This is a genomic window from Streptomyces sp. NPDC028308, assembly GCF_055565855.1.
This window is the reverse complement of the sequence record NZ_JBVHTO010000001.1, coordinates 283,284-298,879: the sequence shown is the minus strand read 5'-3', so window position 1 is coordinate 298,879 and position 15,596 is coordinate 283,284. Positions and strand designations below refer to the sequence as shown.

At 73.6% G+C, this 15,596-nt stretch carries 12 protein-coding genes; 5 read left to right on the top strand and 7 right to left on the bottom strand.

The window, feature by feature from the left end:
- Positions 1–15: 15 nt before the first annotated feature.
- Genes ACZ4VA_RS01275 through ACZ4VA_RS01265 form a run of 3 tightly spaced genes read right to left on the bottom strand, consistent with a single transcriptional unit; the run spans position 16 to position 4,185 of the window.
- Positions 16–1,701, bottom strand: a complete 1,686-nt coding sequence (locus ACZ4VA_RS01275; protein ID WP_355780765.1) for a thiamine pyrophosphate-binding protein — start codon at positions 1,699–1,701, stop codon at positions 16–18.
- Positions 1,698–2,669: an agmatinase gene (speB, locus tag ACZ4VA_RS01270; RefSeq protein WP_355780768.1), complete on the bottom strand. Its 972-nt coding sequence runs from the start codon at positions 2,667–2,669 to the stop codon at positions 1,698–1,700. Before speB ends, ACZ4VA_RS01275 begins: the two co-directional genes overlap by 4 nt.
- Before the next feature lie 52 nt (positions 2,670–2,721).
- Positions 2,722–4,185, bottom strand: coding sequence for a sodium:solute symporter family protein (locus ACZ4VA_RS01265; RefSeq protein WP_468079189.1), 1,464 nt, complete (start codon positions 4,183–4,185; stop codon positions 2,722–2,724).
- Between the two features lie 191 nt (positions 4,186–4,376).
- Here ACZ4VA_RS01265 and ACZ4VA_RS01260 point away from each other — a divergent pair, with 191 nt between their 5' ends.
- On the top strand, positions 4,377–6,254 hold the full coding sequence (locus tag ACZ4VA_RS01260; protein WP_388903851.1) for a PucR family transcriptional regulator ligand-binding domain-containing protein: 1,878 nt from the start codon (positions 4,377–4,379) through the stop codon (positions 6,252–6,254).
- A 97-nt stretch (positions 6,255–6,351) separates the two neighbouring features.
- Positions 6,352–7,140 carry a phosphatase gene (locus tag ACZ4VA_RS01255; protein WP_452923104.1) on the top strand — a complete coding sequence of 263 codons (789 nt, stop codon included), beginning with the start codon at positions 6,352–6,354 and terminating at the stop codon, positions 7,138–7,140.
- Between the two features lie 37 nt (positions 7,141–7,177).
- Here the strand turns inward: ACZ4VA_RS01255 and ACZ4VA_RS01250 are convergent, their stop codons facing one another.
- The 4 genes from ACZ4VA_RS01250 to ACZ4VA_RS01235 all read right to left on the bottom strand — a co-directional run bounded on the left by ACZ4VA_RS01250 (position 7,178) and on the right by ACZ4VA_RS01235 (position 10,943).
- Entirely contained in the window at positions 7,178–8,152 is a 975-nt protein-coding gene (locus ACZ4VA_RS01250) for a cation diffusion facilitator family transporter (RefSeq protein WP_468079186.1), read from the bottom strand.
- 11 nt (positions 8,153–8,163) lie between these two features.
- Positions 8,164–9,045 (bottom strand): acyl-CoA thioesterase, encoded by an 882-nt coding sequence (locus tag ACZ4VA_RS01245; RefSeq protein WP_355788928.1) that lies wholly within the window; start codon positions 9,043–9,045, stop codon positions 8,164–8,166.
- Positions 9,046–9,080: 35 nt separating this feature from the next.
- Positions 9,081–10,238, bottom strand: coding sequence for an acyl-CoA dehydrogenase family protein (locus ACZ4VA_RS01240; protein WP_355788931.1), 1,158 nt, complete (start codon positions 10,236–10,238; stop codon positions 9,081–9,083).
- A 102-nt stretch (positions 10,239–10,340) separates the two neighbouring features.
- Complete coding sequence (locus ACZ4VA_RS01235; RefSeq protein WP_355788934.1) at positions 10,341–10,943, bottom strand: SACE_7040 family transcriptional regulator; 603 nt, start codon at positions 10,941–10,943, stop codon at positions 10,341–10,343.
- Between the two features lie 86 nt (positions 10,944–11,029).
- On the opposite strand from ACZ4VA_RS01235, the gene ACZ4VA_RS01230 reads away from it, so the two are divergent.
- The 3 genes from ACZ4VA_RS01230 to ACZ4VA_RS01220 are packed head-to-tail and all read left to right on the top strand — an operon-like array spanning position 11,030 to position 15,593.
- A complete protein-coding gene (locus tag ACZ4VA_RS01230) occupies positions 11,030–12,646 on the top strand; it encodes a carboxyl transferase domain-containing protein (protein WP_356164692.1) in 1,617 nt (538 codons plus the stop codon).
- A 14-nt stretch (positions 12,647–12,660) separates the two neighbouring features.
- Positions 12,661–14,649 (top strand): acetyl-CoA carboxylase biotin carboxylase subunit, encoded by a 1,989-nt coding sequence (locus ACZ4VA_RS01225; protein ID WP_355786384.1) that lies wholly within the window; start codon positions 12,661–12,663, stop codon positions 14,647–14,649.
- Positions 14,646–15,593, top strand: coding sequence for a hydroxymethylglutaryl-CoA lyase (locus ACZ4VA_RS01220; RefSeq protein ID WP_355786387.1), 948 nt, complete (start codon positions 14,646–14,648; stop codon positions 15,591–15,593). Before ACZ4VA_RS01225 ends, ACZ4VA_RS01220 begins: the two co-directional genes overlap by 4 nt.
- Positions 15,594–15,596 lie beyond the last annotated feature (3 nt).

Genomic DNA, 15,596 nt, shown 5'->3' with positions numbered 1-15,596 from the left:
CGCCCCCACCGCCGGTCAGCCCAGGTGGGTCGGCGCGAACATCCGCAGCACCGCGGGGAGCACGACCACCGAGGGGCCCGGCGTGCCGAGCGCCTTCGCGAGGTCCGCCTCCAGGGCCTCGGGCGTCGTCCGGACGCCCGGGACCCCGAACGACTCGGCGAGCGCGACGTAGTCGGGCCGCGCCAGTTCCGTCGCCGTGGCCTCGCCGAAGGTGTCCGTCATGTACTCGCGCAGGATGCCGTAGCCGCCGTCGTCGACGATCAGCCAGGTGACGTCCAGCCCGTACTGCTTCGCCGTGGCCAGCTCGGCGATCGAGTACAGCGCGCCGCCGTCGCCGGACACCGCCAGGACGGGCCGCGTCGGGTCGGCCACGGCGGCACCCAGGGCCGCCGGGAATCCGTAGCCGAGGCCGCCCGCGCCCTGGGCGGAGTGCATGAGGTTGGGGCCCTCGGCGTCGAACGCCGACCAGGCCCAGTACGCGAGGATCGTCATGTCCCAGAAGGACGGCGAGCCGGCGGGCAGGGCCTTGCGGACCGAGGCCAGCACCCGCTGCTCCAGGGCGAGTTCCTGGCCGGCGATGCGGTCGGCGACCTTCGCGAGGACGGTGCGGACCCGCTCGGCGGCCCCCTCGTCCTTCCTCGGCGACACCGTCTCCAGCAGCGCCTGCAACGCCGGCCGCGCGTCGGCGTGGATGCCCAGCGCCGGGTGGTTGGCCTCCAGCTTGCCGAGGTCGGCCTCGATCTGGACGACGCGGCCCCGCGGCGCGAACGTGTGGTAGTTCGAGGAGAGTTCACCGAGGCCGGAGCCGACGACCAGCAGGACGTCCGCGTCCTCCAGGAAGTCCGTGGTGTGCCGGTCCTCCAGCCAGGACTGGAGCGAGAGCGGGTGCGTCCAGGGGAAGGCGCCCTTGCCGCCGAAGGTGGTGACCACCGGTGCGTCCAGCTTCTCGGCCAGCGCCCTCAGCTTCCCGGACGCGTCCGCCCGTACGACACCACCGCCCGCGATGATCGCCGGGCGCTTCGCGCGGGACAGCAGGTCGGCGGCCAGCGCCGTCAGTTCGGGGCGCGGGACGACGTCCTCGGGCGTCGCGTCCATCGCGGTCACCACGGGCAGCCGGGCCTCGGCCAGCAGCACGTCCTGCGGGATCTCCACCCACACCGGGCCGTGCGGGGCCGTCAGCGCCGACTCCCAGGCCGCCGCGATCGCGGACGGGATCTGGGACTGCGTACGGACCGTGTGGACGGACTTCACCACGCCCCGGAACGAGGCCTGCTGGTCGGGGAGTTCGTGCAGATAGCCGTGGCGGCCGCCGCCGAGTCCCGCGGTCGGGACCTGGCTGCTGATCGCGAGGACGGGCGCCGAGGCGGCGGCCGCCTCCTGGAGCGCGGCCAGCGAGGTCAACGCCCCGGGGCCGGTCGACAGCAGCAGCGGCGCCGCCTCGCCGGTGATCCGGCCGTAGGCGTCGGCCGCGAACCCCGCGTTGTTCTCGACGCGCAGCCCCACGTACCGCAGGGGCGAGCGGCGCAGCGCGTCGAACATGCCCAGCGCGTGCTGGCCGGGCAGTCCGAACACGGTGGTCGCGCCGAGACCGGCGAGGGTCTCCACGACCAGGTCCCCGCCGTTGCGGCCCGGCGGGGGGTTGAGCGCCGCCTCGGTCTGGGCGGCGGTCGGCCGCAGGTCCAGGTCGTGGTCGTGAGTCACTTCGCGGCCTTCTCCTCGGCGATCTGGCGGGACATGATCGTCGTCAGCTCGTACGCCGTGTGGGACGCGGCGACCGCGGTGATCTCGGCGTGGTCGTAGGCGGGCGCGACCTCGACGACGTCCGCGGAGACCAGGTGGCAGGACGACAGGCCGCGCAGGATCTCCAGCAGCTCGCGGGAGGTCATGCCGCCCGCCTCGGGGGTGCCGGTGCCGGGGGCGTGCGCCGGGTCGAGGCAGTCGATGTCGATGGAGATGTACAGCGGGCGGTCGCCGATGCGCTGGCGCAGCTGGTCGGCGACCTCGTCGGCGCCCCGGCGGTAGATGTCGGCGGAGGTGACGATGCCGAAGCCCATCTTCTCGTCGTCGGTGAGGTCCTGCTTGCCGTACAGCGGGCCGCGGGTGCCGACGTGGGAGAGCGCCTCGGTGTCGAGGATGCCCTCCTCGACGGCGCGGCGGAACGGGGTGCCGTGCGTGTACTCGGCGCCGAAGTAGGTGTCCCAGGTGTCGAGGTGGGCGTCGAAGTGGAGCAGGGCGACCGGGCCGTGCTTCTTGGCGACCGAGCGCAGCAGCGGCAGCGCGATGGTGTGGTCGCCGCCGAGGGTCATCAGGCGGGCGCCGGTGCCGAGGAGCTCGTCGGCCGCCGCCTCGACGGTCTCCACGGCCTCGTTGATGTTGAACGGGTTCGCGGCGATGTCACCGGCGTCGGCGACCTGCGCGAGGGCGAAGGGCGAGGCGTCCTGCGCCGGGTTGTAGGGCCGCAGCAGCCGGGACGCCTCGCGGATCGCGTTGCCGCCGAAGCGGGCGCCCGGCCGGTACGAGACGCCCGAGTCGAACGGGACGCCGACCACGGCGACGTCGGCCGAGCCGACCTCGTCCAGGCGCGGCAGCCGGGCGAAGGTCGCGGGACCCGCGTACCGCGGGATGCGGGACGAGTCGACGGGGCCGCGGGGCGTCTCGTTGCTGCTCATGATGGGTGCTCTCTTTCCTACGCTTCGTCGCGTATGTACGACTGGTACGACTCTACTGGTGAGCCGGGACGGGTTCGGACAAGGGTTCGGAGCCGCGGCCGGCCAGGCGCTCCCGCCAGGCGGCGAGGACGGCGGGCTCGGTGGGCCTGGTCGCCAGGGACACCACCACGTAGGCGGCCAGCGAGGAGAGCAGGCCGTAGTAGACGGGCTCGTTGGCGAGGATGCCGTAGGCGGCCATCAGGCCGACGACGGCGATACCGCCCACCGCGACGGAGGCGAGCGCGCCGGGCGCGGTCCCCCGCTTCCACAGCAGACCGCCGAGGATGGGGACGAGCAGTCCGCCGACGAGCAGGTTGTAGGCGACGGTCAGCGCCTCGACCACGTTGTTGAGCGCGATGGCGATGCAGATCACCGCGACGCCCATGATCAGGATGAACGCGCGGTTGCCGCGCACCTCGTCGCGTTCCCCGTCCCCGTCCCGGGTGACGGCGCCGCGCAGCCGCGACCAGATATCGTTGTTGGCGACGGTGGCGCAGGCGATCAGCGCGCCGGAGGACGTCGACATGACCGCGGCGAGCGCGGCGGCCAGCACCAGGCCCCGCACGCCGACCGGGAGTTCGTCCTTGACGATGGTCGCGAAGGCGGCGTCGGCGCTCGGCAGCTTGGGGTAGAGGACCTTGGCGGCCGTGCCGATGACGGCGCCGGCCAGCGCGTACACCAGGCAGTAGGTGCCGGCGACGGTGCCGCCCCACTTGGCCGTGGTGTCGCTGCGGGCGGTGAACACGCGCTGCCAGATGTCCTGCCCGATCAGCATGCCGAACGTGTAGATCAGCACGTAGGTGAACATCGTCTCGCCGCCGATGCCCAGCGGGTCGAAGTACTCGGTGGGCAGCTTCGCCCTCATCTCGCCGAATCCGCCGGCCTTGACGACGGCGATGGGCAGCAGGAGCAGCAGCACGCCGATCGTCTTGACCACGAACTGCACCATGTCGGTCAGCGTGATGGACCACATGCCGCCGAGCGTCGAGTACGCGACCACGATCGAACCGCCGAGGACGATCGCGAGCGTGCGGTTCATGTCGAAGAGGACGTCGAAGATGGTGGCGTACGCGATGGTCGAGGTCACCGCGAGCATCAGGGTGTACGCCCACATGACCACGCCCGAGATAACGCCGGCCCGGCCGCCGTAGCGCAGGTCGAGCATCTCCGAGACCGTGTAGACCTTCAGCCGGGCGATGCGGGCGGAGAAGAAGACGGACAGGGCCAGCAGTCCGAGGCCGATGGTGAAGACCATCCAGGCGCCGGAGAGCCCGTACTGGTACCCGAGGCCGACACCGCCGATGGTGGAGGCGCCGCCGAGCACGATCGCGGCCATGGTGCCGGAGTACATCGCGGGCCCGAGGCGGCGGCCCGCGACGAGGAACTCGCTCTTGGACCTGGCGCGGCGCATGCCCCACCAGCCCATGGCCAGCATGCCGGCCAGATAGACGACGATCACTGTGTAGTCGACGGCCATGGGGGCCTCCTTCGCGCACTCTCGGTGGCGTGTCGTGCGGCGGGAACGCGGCCGGCGCATGTCGCGCGGCCGGCGGTACGGCAGCTGGTCGCGGGGACATCCGCCCGTACCCGCGGCTACCGACGGCTCTGACCCTAGGTGGCCGGAAAGCGACTGCGAAGTGTACGTTTCATCCACTCGAACCGCTCCGGATGGAGGGAACGTCCACCGTGCCGGACCCGGCAGTACCGCCCGTCCCGCCGACCCCGCCGGTGCCGCTGGGCGCGCTGCTGGCCCGGGACGACCTGGGGCTGCGCCGGATCGCGGGCCCCGCCGACCCCGACACGGTGATCCACTGGGCGCACACCTCGGAGATGGCCGACCCGTACCCGTACCTGCTGGGCGGCGAGCTGCTGCTGACCGCCGGGGTGCACATCCCGGAGGCGGCGGGCTCGGGGACCTACTTCGACGACTACGTGTCCCGGATCGTCGCCGCGGGCGGGGCGGCCCTGGGCTTCGGTCTGGCCCCGGTGCACGACACGGTGCCGCGGGCGCTGGTCGCCGCCTGTGACGCGTACGGGCTGCCTCTGCTGGAGGTGCCGCCGCAGACCACGTTCTCGGGCGTGGCCCGCGCGGTCTGGCAGCTGATGGCCCAGGCCCGCCTGGCGGAGCTGCGCCGCGTGACGGAGGCCCAGCAGAGCCTCGCCGCGGCCGCCGCCCGGCCCGACCCGGTCCCGGCCGTGCTGCGCCGGCTCGCCCGGCACACCGACGGCTGGGCGGCCCTGTACGGCCCCGAGGGCCGGGAACTCGCCACCGCGGGACGCGTCCCGCGGACCCCGGCACCGGACACGGCCTCGCGGTCCGCCCCGCGCACGGCGACGCCCGAGGCCGCCGACCGGGCACCTGGGACGCAGGCCCCGGCAGCCGGCGCGACGGACCCCGGCGCCCGTCCGGCGGGGCCAGCACAGGACGCGACGGCTTCCGGCCCCCGTCCGGCGGAAACCGCGCAGAGCACGGCGCCACCACGCCCCCGTCCGGCGGGCTCCGGACAGAGCGCGACGGCACCCGAGGCCCGTCCGGCCGGCTCCGCACAGGGCGCGGCGACTTCCGGGCCCCGCCCGGCGGGGGCCACACAGGACGCGACGGCACCCGGCCCCCGGCCGGCCGGCTCCGTACCCGGCGCGGCGGACGCCGAGGGCTGGGTCGTGGGGGCGTTGCGGGAGCTGGCCGGGGTGGTGCGGCCGCGCGGGCGAGCGGGGGGCGCGGTCCCGCCGGGGCCCTCGTCCGCCACCGACACCGTGGGCGGCGTCCACCTCGCCGCCTACGCCCTCGGGGCGGGCCAGGGCTTCGTCCTCGGGGTCGCCGGGGCCGGGCGCGCCCCCGGTGACCACACCATCGCCTCCGTGGCCGCCGTCCTGCTGTCGCTGCTCACCGGGGAACACCAGAGCGGGACCGGGGCGGCCCGCTCGGCGGCGCTGGTCCGGCTACTGCTCGGGGCGACTCCCGGGGAGGTGGCGCCGCTGCTCGGCGCCGAGCGCCTCCTCGTGGTGCACGCCCGGCCCGCCGGGGACGCTCCCGCGCCGGACGCCGTCGCGGCCTCCGCGCTGGGCGCCGCCCTCGGTTCCACGCTCGTCGACGTGGGCGACGACGTCGTACGCGTCCTCGTCCCGGCCGGCCGCGAACCGGCCCCGCAGCCCGGCTGGACCTGCGGGGTCAGCGCCCCCGCCGCCCCGGACGGGTGGGCCGCCGCGGACACCCAGGCCGCCCGCGCCCTGGCCCGCGCCCGTGCCACCCGCGCGGCGTTGGTGCGTCACGGGGAGCGCCCGGCGCTCGCGGACCTCGTGCCCGCCTCCGACGCCGAGGCGCACGCGCGGGCCCTGCTCGCCCCCGTCGCCGGGCAGCCCGCGCTGACCGAGACCCTGCGCACCTGGCTCTCCCTGCACGGGAGTTGGGACCGCACGGCGGTGGCGCTGTCGGTGCACCGCAACACCGTGCGTCAGCGCATCACGCGGTGCGCGGCCCTGCTGGCGGCGGACCTCGACGACCCGGACGTACGGATGGAGCTGTGGTTCGCCCTGAGGGAGGGGTGAACGAGGGAGGTCACCGGGGTCACGGTGAGGAGTGACGCACGTCCCAGGGCTCGGGACACCGGCGCCCCGGACGGGCCGCCCCGGCACAATGGGAGGCATGCCGATACCCGGGACTCCCAGCCGCGCCGAGCTCGTCGACCACCTCGTACGGACACGTATCGCGGGCGATGTCGCCACGCCCCGCGAGAACAACCTCTCCCACTACCGCAAGCTGGCGAACGGCGACCGCAACTTCTGGCTCGGGCTGGAGCTCGGCGACCGCTGGAGCGACGAGCAGGACGTGCTCGCCGTGATGGCGGAGCGGTGCGGTGTGAACGACGACCCGGAGTACCGCTACGGCCAGGACACCATCGACCCGGAGCTGACCGTCGACGCCCTGGACCGGATGGCCGCGCGGCTGCGCAAGGCGGCGGCCGGCGAGGAGCGGGTGCTGTTCGCCACCGGGCACCCCGGCGGCCTGCTCGACGTGCACCGCGCGACCGCCGACGCCCTGCGCAGGGCCGGCTGCGAGATCGTCGTCATCCCGGCGGGGCTCCAGACGGACGAGGGGTACGTCTTCCAGTTCGCGGACGTCGCGGTGCTGGAGCACGGGGCCTCGCTGTGGCACACCCATTCGGGCGAGCCGATGCGCGCGATCCTGGCCGGCCTGGAGCGGGACGGCCGCCCGCTGCCCGACCTGGTCGTCGCCGACCACGGCTGGGCGGGCTTCGCGGGCCAGGCCGGCATCGACTCCATGGGGTACGCCGACTGCAACGACCCGGCGCTCTTCCTCGCCGAGGCCGAGGGCACGCTCCAGGTGACGATCCCCCTCGACGACCACGTCACCAGCCCTCGCCACTACGACCCGATGACGGCGTACCTGCTGAACGCGGCGGGCCTGGAGTAGCACCGGCCCGGTCCGCGCCGGCGGGCGGGCCGCCGGTTCACGGCCACGGGCTGAGTCCCTCCCTCCGGCGCTGGGCGTACCCCGGCGTCGGGTCCAGGTACACGCGGCCGACCGCGGGGAACGTCTCGCGCAGCCGCCGTTCGGCCTGTTCGCAGGCCCACTCGATCTGGGCGGCGGTCGAGGCGTCCCGGAAGTCGACCTTGGCGGCGACCAGCGCCTCCCGCGGCCCCTGCACCAGCGTGGTCAGTTCGAGAACCGCCTCGATGTGCTCCACGGCGAGCAGCTCGGCGCGGATCCGCTCCCGCACCGGCCGGGGCAGCGGCCGCCCGATGAGCAGCTCCGCGTTGGAACGGCCGAGGACCCAGGCGACGTAGAGCAGCAGGGCGCCGATGCAGAGGGAGGCGGCGCCGTCCCAGACGCCGGAGCCGGTGAGCTGCCCGCCGAGCAGTCCGCCCGCGGCGAGCACCAGGCCCACCAGGGCGGCCGAGTCCTCCATGACGACGGCCTTGACCGCGGTGTCCGGGGTGCGCCGGAGATAGTGGACGAACGGTGTCCCGGAGCGGTCGGCCTCGCCCCGCGCCTGGCGGACGCCGGTGCGCAGGGAGTAGCCCTCCAGCAGGAAGGCGACCGCCAGCACGACGTACGAGACGAGGGGGTCGCCGAGGTCCTCGCCCGCGACGAGGGTGTGGACGCCGTCGTAGAGCGAGAAGACCGCGCCGCCGACGAAGGTGGCGACGGCGGCGAGCATCGCCCAGATGTAGCGCTCGGGCCCGTAGCCGAGCGGGTGGTCCTCGTCGGCCGGCTTCTCGCTGCGCTTCAGCGCGGTGAGCAGCAGCACCTCGGTGACGGTGTCCGCCACCGAGTGCGCGGCCTCGGACAGCATCGCGCTGGATCCGCTGACGACACCGGCGACGGCCTTGGCCAGCGCGATCCCGAGGTTGGCGACGGCGGCGACGATCACGGTGAACGTGCTCTCGCCGCCGCCCGGTTCCTGTTCCCGCGCTGCTCCCATGGGGCCCAGTCTCACCGAGGAACGCGGACGACGCCTTCCTGGATCACCGTGATGGCGAGCCGCCCGTCCTGGGTGTAGATCCGGGCCTGGCCGAGCCCGCGGCCACCGGAGGCGGACGGGGACTCCTGGTCGTACAGCAGCCACTCGTCGGCGCGGAACGGCCGGTGGAACCACATGGCGTGGTCCAGCGAGGCGCCGACGACGTCCCCGATCGCCCAGCCGCCGCGCCCGTGCGGCAGCAGCACCGAGTCCAGGAGCGTCATGTCGGAGACGTAGGTGGCGAGGCAGACGTGCAGCAGGGGTTCGTCGATGGCGCCGCCCAGCTTGCCGTTGGTGCGGAACCACACCTGGGAGCGGGGTTCGCGCGCCTCGCCGACGCTGCCGAAGGGCGGCGCGTCGACGTAGCGCAGGTCGACGGCCTCGCGGGCCTCGGCGAGACGCCGGGCCACGCCGGGATCGGCGAAGACGTCGGCGTAGCGCGGCAGCATCTCGGCCGTGGTCGGCAGCGTCTCGGGGTCCGGGGCCGGCGGCATGGCGGCCTGGTGCTCCAGCCCCTCCTCGTACGCCTGGAAGGACGCGGAGAGGTGGAAGATCGGCTGCCCGTGCTGGACGGCGACGACGCGGCGGGTGGTGAAGGAGCGCCCGTCGCGGATGCGGTCGACGGTGTAGACGATGGGCGCGCCCGGGTCCCCGGCGCGCAGGAAGTACGCATGCAGGGAGTGGGCGGGCCGGTCCGCGGGGACGGTGCGGCCCGCGGCGACCAGCGCCTGCGCCGCCACCTGCCCGCCGAACACGCGGGGGACGACGGCGGAGCGGGACTGGCCGCGGAAGATGTCCTGCTCGATCCGCTCGAGGTCGAGCAGATCGAGCAGGGACTCAAGTGCCTGACTCATGGGGTCAGTTGTACCGTGAACTTTTTTCGCGGGCCTTACAGACCCATGTCCTTGGCGATGATCGTCTTCATGATCTCGCTGGTGCCGCCGTAGATCCGGTTGACGCGGTTGTCGGCGTACAGGCGGGCGATCGGGTACTCGTTCATGAAGCCGTAGCCGCCGTGCAGCTGGAGGCAGCGGTCGATCACGCGGTGCGCGACCTCGGTGCAGAACAGCTTCGCGGACGCGGCCTCGGCCGGGGTCAGCTCGCCCGCGTCGAGGGCCTCCAGGGCGCGGTCGGCGACGGCCTGCGCGGCGTCCACCTCGGCCTGGCAGGCGGCCAGCTCGAACTTGGTGTTCTGGAAGGAGGCGACGGTCTTGCCGAAGACGGTGCGGTCCTGGACGTACTGCTTGGCGAACCGGACGGCCGCGGCGGCCTGCGCGTAGGCGCCGAAGGCGATGCCCCAGCGCTCGGACGCGAGGTTGTGGCCGAGGTAGTAGAAGCCCTTGTTCTCCTCGCCGAGGAGGTCCTCGACGGGGACCTTGACGTCGACGAACGCCAGCTCGGCGGTGTCGGAGGTCTTCAGGCCCAGCTTGTCCAGCTTGCGGCCGATGGAGTAGCCCTCGGACTTGGTGTCCACGGCGAACAGGGAGATGCCGTGGCGGCGGTCCTCGGCCGTCGGCGCGGAGGTGCGGGCGCAGACGATCACGCGGTCGGCGTGGACGCCACCGGTGATGAAGGTCTTGGAGCCGTTGAGGACGTAGTGCGTGCCGTCCTCGGAGAGCTTGGCGGTGGTCTTCATGCCCGCGAGGTCGGAGCCGGTGCCCGGCTCGGTCATCGCGAGGGCCCACATCTCCTCGCCGGAGACGAACTTCGGCAGGAAGCGCTTCTTCTGCTCGTCGGTGGCGAGCATCTTGATGTAGGGCAGGCCGAGCAGCACGTGCACGCCGGAGCCGCCGAACTGGACGCCCGCGCGCGCGGTCTCCTCGTACATGACGGCTTCGAACTTGTACGAGTCGATGCCCGCGCCGCCGAACTCCTCGGGGACGCGGATACCGAAGACACCCAGCTCGGCGAGCTTGTAGTAGAAGTCGCGCGGCGCCTGGCCCGCGGCGAACCACTCGTCGTAGACGGGTACGACCTCGGCCTCGATGAAGGCCCGGAGGGTCTCCCGGAACGCCTCGTGATCCTCGTTGAACACCGTACGGCGCACCGCCGCCACCTCCGTCTGGGGTATCTGTCTAAGCGCTTGCTCAGATCTCAGGTTACCCGTCGGTCACGACGGTCGTCCAGAGCGGTCACCCCATGACCCTCGTCACGCCACGGGGGCCGCTCCGGCCGCCTGGAAGGCCCCGCGCGCCATGCGGTGCAGCAGCTCCGCGGTGCCCGCGCGGCCGGGCAGGGCGCCGGGGCGGCCCAGGTGGGGCGTGGAGTTGAGGAGCCCGAAGACGGAGTGCACGGCGGAGCGCGCCGCGGGCTCGGCGAGGTCCGGGTAGACCTCGCGGACGACCTCCACCCACAGCTCCACGTACTGGCGCTGGAGCTGACGCACGAGCTTGCGGTCGCTGTCCCGGAGGCGGTCCAGCTCACGGTCGTGCAGGGTGATCAATGGACGGTCGTCGAGCGCGAAGTCGATGTGCCCCTCGATGAGCGAGTCGAGGACCGCCTCCGAGCCGCCCCGGGCCTCGGCGACCCGGCGCCTGCCGCCCGTCAGCAGCTGGCCGCTGATGCCCACCAGCAGCTCGGCGAGCATCGCGTCCTTGCCCGCGAAGTGCCGGTACAGGCCGGGTCCGCTGATGCCGACGGCCGCTCCTATCTCGTCCACTCCTACGCCGTGGAAGCCGCGCTCGGCGAACAGCCGGGCGGCCTCCCTGAGGATCTGCTCGCGACGGGTGGGGGCGTCGGTTCTGGTGGCCATGGAAGCAATTCTAGACAGGGAGGTTAGCGGTCGTTAACCTGGAGGAAATGCGTTAACGCTCATTAACAAGGTGAGGGGACCGCAGGATGCACGAGGCACCGGAGCTGACGAGCGCGGCAGACCCCGCGTCGGAGGCCTGGCGGGCCAACGAGGCGGCGCACCACGCGCTGGGCGAGGAGTTGCGGCGCAGGCTGGCCGCGGCCCGGCTCGGCGGTGGTGAGCGGGCCAGGCAGCGGCACACCGCGCGCGGCAAGCTGCTGCCCCGCGACCGGGTGGACACGCTGCTCGACCCGGGCTCGCCCTTCCTGGAGCTGGCGCCGCTGGCGGCCGAGGGGATGTACGGCGGAGCGGCACCGGCCGCCGGGGTGATCGCCGGGATCGGGCGGGTGAGCGGCCGCGAGTGCGTGGTCGTCGCCAACGACGCCACGGTCAAGGGCGGCACGTACTACCCGATGACGGTGAAGAAGCACCTGCGCGCCCAGGAGGTGGCGCTGGAGAACCGCCTCCCCTGCATCTACCTGGTCGACTCGGGCGGCGCGTTCCTGCCGATGCAGGACGAGGTCTTCCCCGACCGGGACCACTTCGGGCGGATCTTCTACAACCAGGCGCGGATGTCGGGCGCCGGCATCCCCCAGATCGCCGCGGTGCTCGGCTCCTGCACGGCGGGCGGCGCCTACGTCCCGGCGATGAGCGACGAGGCCGTGATCGTGCGCGGCCAGGGCACGATCTTCCTCGGCGGGCCGCCGCTGGTGAAGGCCGCGACCGGCGAGGTGGTCACCGCCGAGGAGCTGGGCGGCGGCGAGGTGCACTCGCGCGTGTCCGGCGTGACCGACCACCTCGCGGAGGACGACGCGCACGCGCTGCGCATCGTCAGGACCATCGCCTCGACGCTCCCCGCGCGCGGGGAGCTGCCCTGGACGGTCGAGCCGGCCGTCGAGCCCAAGGTGGACCCCGCCGGGCTGTACGGCGCGGTGCCGGTGGACTCGCGCACCCCGTACGACGTGCGCGAGGTCATCGCCCGCGTGGTCGACGGTTCGCGTTTCGCCGAGTTCAAGGCGGAGTTCGGGCAGACCCTGGTGACCGGCTTCGCCCGGATCCACGGGCACCCGGTCGGCATCGTCGCGAATAACGGCATCCTCTTCTCCGAGTCCGCGCAGAAGGGCGCCCACTTCATCGAGCTGTGCGACCAGCGCGGCATCCCGCTGGTGTTCCTGCAGAACATCTCGGGGTTCATGGTGGGCCGCCAGTACGAGGCCGGCGGCATCGCCAAGCACGGCGCCAAGATGGTCACGGCCGTCGCCTGCACGCGCGTGCCGAAGCTGACCGTGGTGATCGGCGGCTCGTACGGCGCGGGCAACTACTCGATGTGCGGCCGGGCGTACTCGCCGCGCTTCCTGTGGATGTGGCCGAACGCGAAGATCTCCGTGATGGGCGGCGAGCAGGCCGCGTCCGTCCTCGCCACCGTCAAGCGGGACCAGGCGGAGGCGCGCGGGGAGTCCTGGCCGGCCGAGGAGGAAGAGGCCTTCAAGGACCCGATCCGCGCCCAGTACGAGCAGCAGGGGAACGCCTACTACGCGACGGCCAGGCTCTGGGACGACGGTGTGATCGATCCCGTGGAGACCCGGCAGGTGCTGGGCCTCGCCTTGACCGCGTGCGCCAACGCCCCGCTGGGTGATCCCGGCTTCGGCGTCTTCCGGATGTGAGGGGACCCCTGACGATGTTCGACACGGTACTTGTGGCCAACCGCGGCGAGATCGCCGTCCGGGTCATCCGCACGCTCCGGGAGCTGGGCGTGCGGTCGGTGGCCGTCTTCAGCGACGCGGACGCCGACGCCCGCCATGTGCGCGAGGCGGACACGGCGGTGCGGATCGGGCCCGCGCCCGCCTCCGAGAGCTATCTGTCCGTGCCCAGACTGCTGGAGGCCGCCGCGCGCACGGGCGCCCAAGCCGTCCACCCCGGGTACGGCTTCCTCGCGGAGAACGCCGCGTTCGCCCAGGCGTGCGAGGACGCCGGGCTGGTCTTCATCGGGCCGCCCGCCTCCGCCATCGACCTCATGGGCGACAAGATCCGCGCCAAGGAGACCGTGCGGGCGGCGGGCGTCCCCGTCGTCCCGGGCTCCTCGGGCAGCGGGCTCACCGACGGCCAACTGGCCGACGCCGCCCGCGAGATCGGCATGCCCGTGCTGCTGAAGCCGTCGGCGGGCGGCGGCGGCAAGGGCATGCGGCTGGTGCGCGAGGAGGCGCTGCTCGCCGACGAGATCGCCGCCGCACGGCGCGAGGCCCGCGCCTCGTTCGGCGACGACACCCTCCTCGTCGAGCGCTGGGTCGACCGGCCCCGGCACATCGAGATCCAGGTCCTGGCCGACGGCCACGGCCACGTGGTGCACCTGGGCGAGCGCGAGTGCTCCCTCCAGCGCCGCCACCAGAAGATCATCGAGGAGGCGCCGAGCGTGCTCCTGGACGAGGCGACGCGCGCCGCGATGGGTGAGGCCGCCGTCCAGGCCGCCCGCTCCTGCGGTTACCGCGGGGCGGGCACGGTGGAGTTCATCGTGCCCGGCGGCGACCCGTCCTCGTACTACTTCATGGAGATGAACACGCGCCTGCAGGTCGAGCACCCGGTGACCGAGCTGGTCACCGGCCTGGACCTGGTCGAGTGGCAGCTGCGCGTCGCGGCGGGCGAACGCCTGCCGTACGAGCAGAAGGACATCTCGCTCACCGGCCACGCGGTCGAGGCGCGGATCTGCGCCGAGGACCCGGCCCGCGGCTTCCTGCCCTCGGGCGGCACGGTGCTGGCCCTGCGGGAGCCGCAGGGCGACGGCGTGCGGACCGACTCGGGCCTGTCCGAGGGCACCGAGGTCGGCAGCCTCTACGACCCGATGCTGTCCAAGGTCATCGCCTACGGCCCCGACCGGGCCACGGCGCTGCGCAGGCTGCGCGCCGCGCTCGCCGGGACGGTCACGCTGGGCGTGCAGACCAACGCCGGGTTCCTGCGGCGGCTGCTGGCCCATCCGGCGGTCGTGGCGGGCGAGCTGGACACCGGGCTGGTCGAGCGGGAGGCGGACTCGCTGCTCCCGGGCGACGTCCCCGAGGAGGTGTACGAGGCAGCGGCGGCCGTCCGCCTCGACGCCCTCGCCCCGCGCGGCACCGGCTGGACCGACCCCTTCTCGGTGCCGGACGGCTGGCGGCTGGGCGGCGAACCGGCCCCGCCCGCCTTCCCGTTGCGGGTGCCGGGACTCGAAGCGGTCGCCCACCGCCCGCGCGGCCGCCACACCGTCACCGCCGACCGGGTCTCCGTGACCCTGGACGGCGTCCGCCACAGCTTCCACCGCGCGGGCGACTGGATCGGCCGCGACGGCGACGCCTGGCAGGTGCGCGACCACGACCCCGTGGCCGCCTCCCTCACGGGCGCCGGGCACGCGGGCGCCGACTCGCTCACCGCCCCCATGCCCGGCACGGTGACGGTCGTCAAGGTGGCCGTCGGCGACGAGGTGAGCGCCGGGCAGAGCCTGCTGGTGGTCGAGGCGATGAAGATGGAGCACGTCGTCTCCGCGCCGCACGCCGGCGTCGTCAGCGAGCTGGACGTGACGCCGGGCTCGACCGTCGCCATGGACCAGGTCCTGGCGGTCGTCACCCCGGCGGAGGAGGCCCCGGCGAACGCGGCGATCCCCGCGGCCGCGGCGGCTCCGGCACTGGAGGAGACCTCATGACCACGCCCCAGCCCGGCCTTCCCATGACCGTACCGGCGCCGGGCCTGCCCGCGCGGGTGCGCATCCACGAGGTCGGCGCACGCGACGGCCTGCAGAACGAGAAGGCGACCGTCCCGACCGAGGTGAAGGCCGAGTTCGTCAGGCGCCTGGCCGACGCGGGCCTCGGCACCGTCGAGGCCACGAGCTTCGTGCATCCCAAGTGGGTGCCCCAACTCGCGGACGCGGAGCAGCTGTTCCCCCTGATCAGCGGGCTCCCGGTGGACCTTCCCGTGCTGGTGCCGAACGAACGCGGGCTCGACCGCGCCCTCGCGCTCGGCGCCCGCCGCGTCGCCGTCTTCGCCAGCGCGACGGAGTCCTTCGCCCGCGCCAACCTCAACCGCACGGTGGACGAGGCGCTCGCCATGTTCGCGCCGGTCGTCGAGCGGGCGCGCGCGGAGGGCGTCCACGTCCGCGGCTACCTGTCCATGTGCTTCGGCGACCCCTGGGAGGGGGCCGTGCCCGTCCCGCAGGTCGTGCGCGTGTGCCGCGCGCTGCTCGACATGGGCTGCGACGAGCTGAGCCTCGGGGACACCATCGGTGTGGCGACCCCCGGTCACGTGCTCGCGCTGCTCTCCGCGCTCGGCGAGGCGGGCGTCCCGGTGGGCGCCCTGGGCGTGCACTTCCACGACACCTACGGACAGGCGCTCGCCAACACCCTGGCCGCCCTCCAGTACGGCGTGACGACCGTCGACGCCTCCGCGGGCGGCCTCGGCGGCTGCCCGTACGCCAAGTCCGCCACCGGCAATCTCGCCACCGAGGACCTGGTGTGGATGCTCCAGGGCCTCGGCATCGAGACCGGTGTCGACCTCGGCCGCCTCACCGCCACCAGCGTGTGGATGGCCGGACAACTGGGCCGACCCAGCCCCTCCCGCACCGTCAAAGCCCTCTCCCACAAGGAGCCGTGACCC